The sequence below is a fragment of the Oscillibacter sp. genome (assembly GCF_032060045.1).
Classification (GTDB): Bacteria; Bacillota; Clostridia; order Oscillospirales; family Oscillospiraceae; genus Oscillibacter.
The window spans coordinates 23,709-35,784 of the sequence record NZ_DAMBZJ010000027.1 but is presented as its reverse complement, the minus strand read 5'-3'; the positions used below and the strand labels follow the sequence as shown (position 1 = coordinate 35,784).

General features: G+C 56.3%; 10 protein-coding genes. 2 read left to right on the top strand and 8 right to left on the bottom strand.

Going from position 1 to position 12,076, the window contains the following annotated elements:
- The coding region (locus RT018_RS11515; protein WP_312942104.1) for a peptidase U32 family protein at positions 1-446 on the bottom strand (446 nt) is incomplete at its 3' end.
- Entirely contained in the window at positions 446-793 is a 348-nt protein-coding gene (locus RT018_RS11510) for a cell division protein ZapA (protein WP_312942100.1), read from the bottom strand. The genes RT018_RS11510 and RT018_RS11515, both read right to left, overlap by 1 nt.
- 261 nt (positions 794-1,054) lie before the next feature.
- On the opposite strand from RT018_RS11510, the gene RT018_RS11505 reads away from it, so the two are divergent.
- Both RT018_RS11505 and RT018_RS11500 read left to right on the top strand, forming a co-directional pair.
- On the top strand, positions 1,055-1,987 hold the full coding sequence (locus RT018_RS11505) for a DnaD domain protein (RefSeq protein WP_312942097.1): 933 nt from the start codon (positions 1,055-1,057) through the stop codon (positions 1,985-1,987).
- A 12-nt stretch (positions 1,988-1,999) separates the two neighbouring features.
- Positions 2,000-2,995, top strand: a complete 996-nt coding sequence (locus RT018_RS11500) for an ATP-binding protein (protein ID WP_312942096.1) — start codon at positions 2,000-2,002, stop codon at positions 2,993-2,995.
- A 231-nt stretch (positions 2,996-3,226) separates the two neighbouring features.
- Here the strand turns inward: RT018_RS11500 and RT018_RS11495 are convergent, their stop codons facing one another.
- The 6 genes from RT018_RS11495 to RT018_RS11470 form a co-directional block, all read right to left on the bottom strand.
- Positions 3,227-5,032 (bottom strand): VanW family protein, encoded by a 1,806-nt coding sequence (locus tag RT018_RS11495; RefSeq protein WP_312942093.1) that lies wholly within the window; start codon positions 5,030-5,032, stop codon positions 3,227-3,229.
- Between the two features lie 40 nt (positions 5,033-5,072).
- Positions 5,073-5,933: a ParB/RepB/Spo0J family partition protein gene (locus RT018_RS11490; protein WP_312942091.1), complete on the bottom strand. Its 861-nt coding sequence runs from the start codon at positions 5,931-5,933 to the stop codon at positions 5,073-5,075.
- A gap of 298 nt (positions 5,934-6,231) precedes the next feature.
- The gene (locus RT018_RS11485; RefSeq protein WP_312942088.1) at positions 6,232-7,938 is read right to left on the bottom strand and encodes a S8 family peptidase; all 1,707 of its coding nucleotides are present in this window, start codon (positions 7,936-7,938) and stop codon (positions 6,232-6,234) included.
- A 100-nt stretch (positions 7,939-8,038) separates the two neighbouring features.
- Complete coding sequence (locus RT018_RS11480) at positions 8,039-9,745, bottom strand: S8 family peptidase (protein WP_312942085.1); 1,707 nt, start codon at positions 9,743-9,745, stop codon at positions 8,039-8,041.
- Positions 9,746-9,781: 36 nt separating this feature from the next.
- Complete coding sequence (locus RT018_RS11475) at positions 9,782-11,488, bottom strand: S8 family peptidase (RefSeq protein WP_312942082.1); 1,707 nt, start codon at positions 11,486-11,488, stop codon at positions 9,782-9,784.
- On the bottom strand, positions 11,485-12,076 hold a 592-nt coding region (locus RT018_RS11470; RefSeq protein ID WP_312942079.1), incomplete at its 5' end, for a S8 family serine peptidase. The genes RT018_RS11475 and RT018_RS11470, both read right to left, overlap by 4 nt.

Sequence of the window (12,076 nt, the reverse complement as noted above, 5' to 3'; positions counted from 1 at the left end):
GCCGTATCCTCCCGGGAGCATTCCCGGGCAATGACCACCCGCTCGCACCCGTCTGCGGCCGCTTCGCAGGCCCCGCCGGATGTGAACAGACTCATCTGCGTGCTGGCGTGGAGCGGAAGGTCCGGCAGGGTGCGGCGCAGCAGGTCAAACAGGCCCAAATCCTGCACAAGCACCGCGTCCACACCCAGAGCGGACGCAGTTTTCGCGCAGGCAAGGGCGGCGTCCAGCTCCCGGTCGGACACCAGTGTATTCAACGTCAAATAGACCTTAACGCCCCGCTCATGGCAGTATTTCAGAGCTTCGGAAAAGTCCTCATCGGAAAAGTTTTTCGCGCTTTGCCGGGCATTAAAGCTGCCCCAGCCTAGATATACCGCGTCCGCGCCGCACTCCACGGCGGCGCGAAGGGACTCCGGGGATCCGGCGGGGGAGAGAAGCTCGGGCCGCATCAGCGCCGGTTTCCGTTTCCGCCGCCCTTGGCGTCCAGCTTCTGCTGAAGGCGGAACACCTCCCGCTTCAAATCGGAAACCTCACCCTGGGCACGGCCTGCCTCGTCCGCGTAGTTTTTAATCTCGGAGCGCAGCTTTTCTGCCGCCTCATAGGATTTAAACAGCTCGTCCGCGATGTTGACGGCGGTAAGAACCGCGGCATCGGTCCGGCCCACCTTGGCGACGGTGAGCAGCTCGTCCATTTTTTTGCCTACAAAAGCGCCCACTCGCTCCATGTATTCCGGAGATTCGTCCGCCACAAAATTGTAGTCCTCTCCGCAGATCGTCACGGTGACACGGGTATTCATCCTGTGATTCCTCCTCTTTTAAAGCTGCCGCCTGGGCGCGGCATAATAACCCATTTTTATAAGTCAGTATTATATCATACATGCCCGCAGGATTCCAGCTTTTTTCCACGTTAGGGCAAAGTTTTGGGCTTGTCAGAAGCGTTCAAGTCGTATACAATGGGGAATGTCAAAAAGCTGGGGCGATTCAGTCCTCGGGAGAACGGTCAATTTCGCGCACCTTGGTGGGCGGCGCTGCCGTAAGACAGAAGGGAGGCGCGCCGAGTGGCGGGAATTTTAAAGCATTTGGGAGACGAAAGCGTCACCGTATCCGGGGCCGCGCTGCGCCGCCTTTTAGAGAGGGGAGACGGAGACGCGTCCCTTCTGTATCTGGCGCTGCTGCGTCATCAGGGGCTTACCCAGCCCCGCTCCCTTGCGGGGGAACTGCGCTGGGAGCGAAGTCGCATCGAAGCGGCGGAGGCAGTGTTGCGCCAGCTGGAGCTGGTGTCTGCTCCGGCGGCGGAGATTCCCGAGCCGTCGGACGAGCGGCCGGACTATCGGCAGGAGGACGTGACCGTGGCGCTGGAAGGGGACATGGTGTTTCGCGGCCTTGCCGTTGAGGTGGAACGGAAGCTGGGGAAAAAACTCTCCACGCCGGACATGGGGACCCTGCTGGGCCTTTACGACTATCTGGGCCTGCCCTCCGACGTGATTTACCTTCTCGTGTGCCACTGCGCAGAGCGCATTCGCCTGCGTTATGGAGAGGGTCGCCGTCCCACCCTGCGTCAGATTGAAAAAGAGGGGTACGCGTGGGCACGCATGGGGCTTGATACCCAAAGTGCGGCGGCGGAGTATCTAAAAAAATACGCCCGAAGGCAGGAGGCTCTGCCCGCCTATATGCGGGTTCTCCAGTTGGGGGACAGGTCGCCTGTGGCGGCAGAGGAAAAATATCTGGCCGGATGGCAGGAATGGGGCTTTTTGCCGGAGACGGTGGCCCTTGCCTATGAAAAAACGATTTTTAAGTGCCACGAGCTGAAGTGGCCCTACATAAATGGTATCCTGAAGCGCTGGCATGAAGCGGGGTTGCACACGCCGGAGGAAGTGACGGCGGGGGACCGCCCCCAGACGCAGCAGACACTGCCGTCCCGGCGAGATCAGCGCCCGCCGGAGGAGGAAATGCGCCGGTATGTGCAGGCACTGCACCGGGGCAAGGAGTAAGGGGGAAGCGGAGTGTCCTACGACGGAAAAATTATGCGCCGGGCATCCGCCCGGTTCGACGCGGACCGCCGCCGCAGGGAGGAGGCCTTCCGCAGGCGGCAGGAGCAGGCGTATGCCCGTGCGCCCCGGCTGCGGGAGATCGACGCGGAGCTGACGGCGACCATGAGCCGCATCATCGTCTCCGCCCTGCGCAAGGGGTCCGACCCCCGGCCAGCCGTTGCGGTGCTGCGGGATGGCAATCTCAGCCTTCAGCAGGAGCGGGCGCAGCTCCTTGCGAATTTGGGACTTTCGCCGGACGATCTTGAGTACAAGCCCGCCTGCCCATTGTGTGGCGATGCGGGGACAAAGGGCGAGGCGGCGTGTGTCTGTATGAAGCGATATTATGCCCAGGAACAGCAAGCGGAACTCTCCCGCACGCTGGATCTGGCGGGGCAGAGCTTTGACACCTTTTCCATGGATTGGTATGACCAAATCACGGACCCGGTTTATGGCATCTCGCCCCGGGAGAACATGGAGACCGTGTACGAGGTCTGCGCAAACTATGCCCATGCGTTTAAAAAGCACGGTGGAAATTTGCTGCTGTATGGCAAGCCCGGTTTGGGGAAAACCTTCCTCTCCGCCGCTATCGCGGGAGAGATTAGCGCGGCGGGATTTTCTGTGGTGTACGACACCGCGGCCCACGTATTTTCCCGGCTTGAGGACCGGAAATTTGGCCGGGACGAGGGCGAGAGCGTGGAGGAAGACGTGGAGCGCATCATGCGCTGCGACCTGCTGATTCTAGACGATTTGGGCACGGAGATGACCACCTCCTTTGTCCAGAGCGCTCTGTACGAAATTGTCAACACCCGGCTGCTGGAGCGCCGGTCGGTGATTTTAAACACGAACCTGTCCCCGGAGGAGCTTGCCAGACGATATGGGGCGCAGATTGGCTCGAGACTTGAGGGCGAGTATCAGATACTGCCCTTTTTCGGACGGGATATTCGCCGCCTGAAAAAAAAGCGGGGCTGAGCATTGGTTCAAACGAGGGGCAAAAAAGCGTTACCTTCCCGCAGCGCGGAAACTGCGCGGTGTGACTGCGCACTCGCCTGACCGGGCGGCAGTTTAAGTGCTTTTCCGTTATTTAAAAATGGCCCTCTGCTTCAATACATTTTGTATTAAAGCAGAGGGCTTTTTGCTGTTTGTTGTTAACAGAAGTCAATTCCACTGAAAAGAAGAACTGGTCGCATGGCTTGCTGATGCTTACAGCAAGGGAAAAGGGGAGATAATTGCGTCCAGGCCGGGCTCTGCGCCATTGCCTGTTCCGGTTTCTCCGGAGACGGGCGTTTCATCAACAGGGGGCGTGACGGTGCCAGATGTGCCATCCGAAGGAGTTGTCGTTTCGCCGGGTTCTTCTTCGGGCAGAGTGCCGGGCGTTTCCGGGGGAATGGGCTGTTCGGGGAGCTCGCCCGGAAGCGGACTGACCACGAGGGCGGGGCCCTTTAAAACAACCTTGTTGCGTACCTTATAGTTGCTGGTCGCTTCAAAAGTGCTGGAAATCAAGTTCCCCTCGCCGTCGTAAAGATTTCGGTATGTCTCAACTTTATAACCGGTGTAGGGAGTCACCTTCACCGCTTCTTTCCCGGCGGCAAGCGCGGCGTCATCCTCATAGACCACGGAAAACGGCGTGGTGGAAAGGGTCTTGTTGGTGATCTTCACCGTGGTATCGTCCACTTTGGTGCCGTACAGAGACATGGTGAGATAGCCTTTGGAGTAAACCGACTCAACTTTAATGGGATAATTGGTATTGTTGCGGAAGCGATAGTTTGGCCCGCCCCAGCTAACGGTGGCATCCATCCCCTTGGGAATGTATGCAGGCACATAGCGGTGGGCATACCGCTCCACGATTTCAAGGTTTGACTTCAGCGTCGCAAGATACAGCGTAGAGGACGGTTGGCACACGCCGCCGCCGATTTCGTCCACCGTTTCCCCCTGGACATAGGCGGGGGCGGGTAAATACCCCCGGGCGGCGGTCCGCTGGCCCACCACTTCATTATAGTCAAAAATATCACCGCTGTTCAAAACCGTTCCGTTAACTGCGGAAGAGGACAGCTTCACATTGCCGATGCGGGCGGCACTGCCGCCCACATGGGTGGTGTAGGAGCCAAGCAAATCCCGGAACAAAACGGGGGCAAGCTTCTCCGCCGTAACGGCGGGAAGCTTAATTTCAGCGGGGATTTCCACGGTGCTGCCGGGTTTGGCGGCGTCCATCGCGGATTGGGCCAGCGCCACGTCAAAGTCCGCGCCCACCCGTTCGGGCGTTATGGTTCCAGTGGCGGCATCGTATCCTGCGTTTTTCACATCGCCGGAGGTCTGGTCATAAATCTCCTGAGCGGAAACCGTTCGGGCATGCTCAGCAAGATAGGGAACATCCAGTGCAAGGTTCAAATCCCACGCGCCGCTTTCAATGCTCTGCGCAAGTGTCTGAGGAACTACGGTGCGGCCATCTTCGGCCATGTGCACCAAAATAGAGTCGTCACCCAGCTTGTATGTGGTGTCCTGACTGGGGAAGGAGAGAAGCTGCGCGGCGGCCTCAGCGGCGGCTTGTGTTTTTTCCGCGTCCAGAGAAATCAGGTCCGCCGTGTCAGAAAATGTACCTGGGTTGGTGAGATACCGCCAACCTAGTGTGAAAAAATTGCCTTGCAGATTTCCCTGATGGGCGCTGCGGGCCACAGCGGACGCGGAAATCTCTGCTCCCAAATCCGCCAAAGCCACATAAACGTCCGGCACTGGGGCGCGCTCCGGAACCTGAGCCGTCGCGTCGTCGTATAAATAAAGGCCAATTTTCATAGTAGGGAAGGTCCGCTCCAGCTTTTGGGCGGCCTGAGTCACCGTCAGCCCGCCCAAGTTCTGTCCCAGAACCTGCGTATTTTTCCAAAGCAAGCCGTTGTTCGCGGCATAGGCGCAAAGCCCCACATATCCTGCCGCCAAAACACTCAGCACAAAGGCAATGGCAAAAGGCAGCTTTAATTGTTTTTTCTGCGCTTCCTGTACCATCACAGTATCCATGTATTCCTCCCCGTACTTTCTGAATTGCAACAAAATAGACCTAGTGGTTCTCAGTATAGCACGTTTTTGGAGAAATGACATTACAATCCTGTAACAATCCCGGCGCTTTTGGCTTCGCTTCCCGGGGGATGCGGATGGTAAGGATTATGGCTTCCTCCGTTTCCTCTCGCTGGCTTTGGGCGTCTATTCCGGCGCTTTGAATAAGCTGAAGGCCGTGGTCCACGCTGTTGAGAAACAGCCGCACATCCTTGAGTACATAGGTCCGCCGCCCGCGAAAAGGTGTTCGCTGAGCCGATTCAATTCGCCGGGTGACATACCGCTCTATCTGGGCCACGTTCAGTCCGGCGGAAGCCGCGTATTTTGCCGCTTCCAGCCGCTCATCCTCCCGCTCCAGCCGCAGAAGAGCCCGTGCGTGGCGCTCGGTGAGGCCGCCCTCTGTCAACACTCGACGGCACTCCGGCGATAGGCGCAGCAGCCGCAGCTTGTTGGCGAGGGAAGAGGGGGATAGGCCCAATTTTTTTGCTGCCAAATCCTGAGTAATGCCCGTTTTGCGCACAAAAGCGGAGAGGGCCTCTGCTTCCTCAAAAAAGTGCAGGTCCTCCCGCTGGAGATTTTCCACCAGTGCCAGCAGTGCCGCCCCGGCGTCGTTTGCGGACCACTCAAGGCAGGGTACGGCCGCAAGTCCCGCAAGTCCCGCCGCCCGAAGCCGCCGCTCTCCCGCCACCAGCTCCCATCGGTCCGGTCCTTGACGGCGGACGGTCAGGGGTTGCAAAATTCCGTTTTCCCGAATGGAGGAGGCCAGCGATTCCAGTCCCGCCGGGTCAAAAACCTGCCGGGGCTGGGCCGGATTGGGAAAAACACAACCGATGGGCAGCATCAAAACCCTCTGCTCCAGTTCCATAAAAGCACCCCCTCTTAATTTCCTATATTTTACAGACGAGTCCTCAAAAAAGGACACCTTTTTGGTCGAACCCAACAAAAATTGCAAGACGGAGTGGAAGGAAGGGGAAATGTGTAAAATTCCTCAAATTAGAAGAGCTGAAAAGGAAGCGTGAGAAAGATAGATTTGTCAGAAACACCGCAAAATGTCTGCCGAATTGAGGGAATCCGCGCTTAAAGAAACGCCGAAACGAGTGCGGAAAAGTGCCCCGGCCCTCGGGCCGGGGCAAGACTGTGCGTTCAACGCCGACATTTGGCGGCTACCGGGTTTCCCGCATGAGATTAAAGGTCTGGACCAAATCCAAGGCGCCGTAACCCCATTGAGTATTGGGATAAAAAACCGTGGGACTGCGTCGGCAGCCGCGAATTAAGTAGGCTCGGATTTGGTAGGTACTCATAGATACGTCATTTCCGTTCACCACGCCCCATTGAAGCATCAGGGCGCAGGCTCCCGCCGTGATGGCGGTCGCCACGCTGGTGCCGGTCATGGTGCCCGGTCCCGTGGGGTAAATGCCCTCCACGTTCACCCCGGGGGCGCACAGATCCGGGGCGATCATGTTGATACGGGTAGGCCCCCAGGAAGAACTTGGATACAGGCTGTCATCCACAATGTTGTAAGCCCCGATGCACAAGGCTCCCACGGTTGTGGCGGGGACGGTGATAGTGTAGTTTGGGTTGGCCGCCAAAAATTCAATACCCGGAGAGGACAGGCCTGTGAGGGGAAGCCAGGCGTTGAACCCGCCGTCCAGCACCAAATCGCCGTATACAATGATGGTCCAGATGCCTGGGATGGCGTTGCTTACCCGTACGACCGTGAGCTGTCCGCCGCTACCCTCTAGGGGGTAAAAGTACACCACCTGAATAGCAGACTGCTCAAAAACCAGATTGGTGGTGGTAACGGTTGCGGATTTAGGCGGGCTTCTGGCGGCCAGCTCTCCGGTGGGGGAGCGAACGGCGACGGACAATCTGTCGGACACTCCGCTCCAGATGGTGGTGTAAATGACGGAGGATTCATTGGTTACGGAGATGTCGATGTTTTGAAATTCACCCACGGCGACAATTTTCCCCTGTGTGTGATGGCGGGCCTGGCTTTCGTTTCCCGCCGCAACACACAGGGATACGCCCACCAGATTGGAAATTTCGCTGAGGTATTCTTCAAAAATGGAAAAACCATCGTGGCTTCCGGAATTTGTTCCGATTCCAAGACAAATGACCACGGGACGGTTTAGTTCCTGAGCCTTTTTGAGAATGTACTCTACCCCGATCATTACGGCGGTGGAGCCAAAGGCGTTTGGTTGGTCAGGGGGAACGGCAAACAGGTCAGTGTAGTATGGACGTGCCCGTTTCAGCTTTACGATCAACAGCTCCGCATCCGGGGCAGCGCCAAGAAAGTCGCCAACTTCCCGCCCTGCTGCCACAGAAGCCAAGAAGGTGCCGTGGCCGTCGGTGTCTCGCTGGGGAACGATCTCATAGGGATTTTCCGAAGCCAAAGCCTCGTTGATCTGGGTGTGGGTGTATTCCGCACCAAAATAGAATCCTTTTGGAGAGGTGCCCACCCCAGACTGGTCAAAAATGGCCTGAATTTTGCTAGTGCCGTCCTCATAGCGAAACACCTGCTGGGTATAGTCGATGCCGGTGTCCACAATCCCTACCAGCACGCCCCGCCCCCGCAAACCAAGATATGGCTGGCGGTGGATGCCTCCGATTCCAGAGGCTTCAACCTCTGGGCGGCCCAGAAGTCCCAGTACGATGGGGAGGGAACTGACATAGTTGCCTCCCATCCGACCCAGAATGTCCATAAATTCGCTTGCCTTGGCGTAGCAGACCACATACCGTTGGGCTAGGGTCTGGGTTGCCACAACATTGGGATTTTCCCGCAGAAAATTATCCAGAACATCATTGCCCCGGACAATAAAGTCAACGGTGTCGGGCGAGTTAATAAATTCCCTCAGTTCTTCCTCATTCAAGAAAATCGCCTCCAATCGCGGGTGCTGGGGCAATTGTGCATTGCTTTACATGGCCAGACGTATTGAAAATATACATGTAATTATAAATTTAAAAACTACCTTATGTTTCTTGCATAAGCTGAAAGGATTTCAGCAGGTTCAGCGTTCCATAGCCCCATTGGGGATTCGGGTAAGACAAGGTCTGGGTGCGGTCGCAGCCCCGGATAAGATAGGCGCGGATGGGACTGGTGCTCATGGCCGGGTCGTTGCCTTCCACCACGCCCCACTGCATCAGCAGTGCACAGGCTCCGGCAGTGATGGCGGTGGCTGGGCTGGTGCCGCTCATCACGCCGCGCCCCGTGGGATAAAAGCCTTCGATGTTAACACCGGGAGCGGTAAGGTCGGGAGTAACCTGTTCGTGTCGGGTGGGGCCCCAGGAAGAGTTGGGATATAAGGTGCCGGTTACGCTGTTATAGGCTCCGCAGGCGATGATGCCCATGGCGGTGGAGGGTACGGTGATTGTGTAATAGGGGTCCGCATACAAAAATTCAACGCCGGGAGTAACAAAGCCCGTGATGGGAAGCCAGGCGTTAAAAGTTCCGTCCAGAATAATGTCTCCGTACAAGGTGACCGTCCAGACTCCCGGTGTGGCGTTTAAAACCCGAACGGTGGTTAACTGGCCGCCACTGCCTTCCAGCGGGTAAAAGCTGGCCACCCGTACCTGAGAGTGCTCCATCACTGAGGTTGAAGAGAGAACAACGCCATCCTTGGGTGGCTTTCTGGGCACGTGTCCCCCAATTGGGGAGGTAACGGAGACGGACAACTTGTCGGAAAAGGCGCTCCAAATGGAGATAAAAAAATTTGACTCCGGTTTTACTACTTTTATGTCAATATTCCGGGAGTCGCCTTTGGACGTGATGATCCCCTTTGTGTGGCTGCGGGCCTGGCTTTCATTTCCGGTGGCGGAGCACACGCATACACCCGTCAGAGCCGCGATTCCACTCAGATATTCCTCAAAGATAGAAAAACCGTCGTGGCTGGCAAAGTTTGTGCCGATTCCAAGGCAAATTACCACCGGTCGCTTTAGTTTGTGAGCCTTTTGGACAATGTACTCTACCCCGATCATCACGGCAATGGATGAAAATGCATCTTCCTGCTCTTCCGGCACGGCGAAGAGATCCAGTCCGAATGTCCGGGCTTTTTTTAGCTTTACCACAATCAATTCCGTCTCTGGAGCCACACCGCTAAAGTCTTCTTGAAGCTGCCCAGCTGCCACAGAAGCCAAAAATGTGCCATGGCCCGCAGTGTCTCGGGAGGGGACAATTTCATAGGGGTTTTCCGACGCCAGTGCATGGTTTATTTGCTCGTTTGTATATTCCGTTCCTATAAAAAATCCATTGGGCGGTGTGCTGGTAATGGACTGGTCGTAGATAAAATGAATCTTGCTGCTTCCGTCCTTCCGGCGAAAAACGCTTTGCGTGTAGTCGATTCCAGTGTCAACAAAGCCCATCAGCACGCCCTGTCCGTGCAGGTTCATATAGGGCTGCTGCCGGACGGAGCAAATTCCTGACTCATTTAAGCCTGGCCCGAATAAAGGGCCTAGAACTACCGCGATGGAACTGACATAGCCGGCCTCCAGTGTAGAAAGTAGCTGGGGATATGCTTCCACGGTGGTGTAGCACACCACGTACCGTCCCGCAAGGGTCTGTGTGGCGATAATATCCTGATTTTCCTCAATCAGGCGGTCCAGTTCATCGCTGCCCCGCACTACAAAGCCCACCGTGTCCGGCGAATCAAGAAACTGCTGCATAGACGGATTGATCGCCATTGCACGGCCTCCTTTCAAAGTGTAATGATAAGAGTATTACAGCTCCCGCATAAGGTTAAAGGTCTGAATCAGGTTCAGGGAACCGTAACCCCACTGGGTGTTGGGGTAGGTCATGGTGGGGCTGCGGTTGCACCCGCGGATTAAATAGGCCCGAATCTGATAGGTACTCAGGGATATGTCGTTTCGTTCCAGAATGCCCCACTGCATCATCAATGCGCAGGCGCCTGCTGTGACGGCCGAGGCCACGCTGGTTCCGCTCATGGCGCCGGGACCTGTGGGAAAAATTCCTCCTACGTTTACTCCCGGGGCCACGAGGTCCGGTGCCATCCGGTCCAACCGGGTGGGGCCCCAGGAGGAGTCAGAATAAAGGCTGCCGGTGGTACTGTTGTACGCGCCGCAGCTAATGGAGCCAAACATCGTGGACGGACAGGTGACGGTATAATAGGGGGTGGCGGACAAAAGCTCCACCGTGGGGGAGACAAAGCCGGTGAGAGGTAGCCAGGCGTGGAACGTGCCGTCAAGAATAATATCTCCGTAAAGCGTAATGGTCCAGATGCCCGGCGTGGCGTTATATATATTGACGGAAGAAAGCTGACTCCCCGTGTTCTCGTAGGGAAAGTAATACTCCACCTGAACAGCGGATTTTTCCAAAATTAAATTGGAGCGGCTGAAGGCCCCGGGGCGGGAGGGAATCCGTCCCACCAACTCTCCCGTGGGAGAGCGGACGGACAGCGAAATTTTATCTGCAATGGTGTTCCAGATACCGAGGATAACGTTGCCCGCGTCCTTGCCTACTTTTAAATCAATGTTTCGGGTGGCGCCCTTTTCTGCAATGACGCCCTGCATATGGTGACGGGCCTGACTCTCGTTTCCAGCAGCAGTACACACGCACACGCCACGAAGGTTTGCAATGTTGCTGAGGTATTCCTCGAAAATAGAAAAGCCGTCGTGAGCGCCGAAGGTGGTTCCAAGGCCTATGCAGATCACCACCGGACGGTCCAACTGCCGGGCTTTTTTTATAATGTATTCCACTCCAATCATGATATCGGTGGACTCATAGGCGTATTGCTGCCACGACGGAACGGCAAACCAATCAAGGTAAAAAGGACTTGCTTTGCGCAGCTTTACCACAATCAAATCCGACTCCGGTGCAGCCCCGATAAATTCCCCGGACTCGGCGCCTGCCGCCACGGAGGCCAAAAACGTGCCATGGCCGCTTTCGTCCTGTTGCGGAACCAGTTCATAGGGATTTGGGGCGCGCAGAGCTTCGTTGATTTGCTCATTGGTGTATTCCGTGCCGATAAAAAATCCTTGGGGAGGTGGTCCATCTGCTGTCTGGTCATAAAGATACTGAATTCTGCTGGTGCCGTCCGGATTTTGAAAAACGCTTTGAGTATAGTCGATTCCGGTGTCCACAAAGCCGATCAGCACGCCCTGTCCCCGCAAATCCAGATAGGGCTGCCGGTGGACCTGAATGATTCCTGCTGCCGCCAGGGTTGTGCTGTCAAGAAGGCCCAGCACGAGAGAGATATAGCTGATAAAACTGGAGCCAAACTGGCTGATAAGGTTGTTAAAGGTCACTATGTCGGTGTAGCAGACCAGATATCTTCCCGCCAGAAGCTGTGTGGTGTGAATGGCGGGGGTGTTTTGAAGAAGTTGATCGATAAACGCGTTTTTCCGAAGAACAAATTTAACCGTATCCGAAGAATCGTGAATCTGCTGGTCGGAATCCGTCTCGTTCATGAGAAAGCGCCCCCCGTCCTTGTATATTCCACCAAATCACCCATGGCTTCACAAACGCTCAGCGCACCGTACCCCCACTGGTTGCTGGGGAACACGGCTGAAAACTGGCGGTTGGCACTTTTGCGTAAAAACGCTTTGACGCGCTGGCCATATAAAAACGGGTCATTCCCCTGAACAATGCCCCACTCCATCATCAGGGCCGCCGCCCCTGTTACGAAGGGGGAGGCCATGCTGGTGCCGGTATAGGAGTCATACCCACCGCCAGCTCGGGTGGTGAGAACGCTGACGCTCGGTGCCACCAGATCCGGCTTAGTGCGTAGCCCGTTTTCACCCAGGGCGCCACGCCCGGAAAACACGGTGGAGATGCGCAGTGCGGCGTTGTATCCCCCTACGGAAATTACATTCTGTACGGTGGAGGGCAGGGTCAGCGTGAGATTCACATCGGCCCGGAGAAAGGCTGTGTTTCGAGTCACATCCTCCACGGTGGGAAGCCAGATGTTAAATTCCCCGTCCACAATTTCGGTTGCCCGGGCAATCAGTTTCCATACCCCCGGAGAGACTCCCGTTCCTCGCGTGGAAAAAAGAAAG

What these genes read in the sequence shown, in the direction of transcription:
- RT018_RS11510 (WP_312942100.1), bottom strand. Translation starts at nt 793, where the DNA reads ATGAATACCCGTGTCACCGTGACGATCTGCGGAGAGGACTACAATTTT.
- RT018_RS11495 (WP_312942093.1), bottom strand. Translation starts at nt 5,032, where the DNA reads ATGGATACTGTGATGGTACAGGAAGCGCAGAAAAAACAATTAAAGCTG.
- RT018_RS11490 (WP_312942091.1), bottom strand. Translation starts at nt 5,933, where the DNA reads ATGGAACTGGAGCAGAGGGTTTTGATGCTGCCCATCGGTTGTGTTTTT.
- RT018_RS11480 (WP_312942085.1), bottom strand. Translation starts at nt 9,745, where the DNA reads ATGGCGATCAATCCGTCTATGCAGCAGTTTCTTGATTCGCCGGACACG.
- RT018_RS11475 (WP_312942082.1), bottom strand. Translation starts at nt 11,488, where the DNA reads ATGAACGAGACGGATTCCGACCAGCAGATTCACGATTCTTCGGATACG.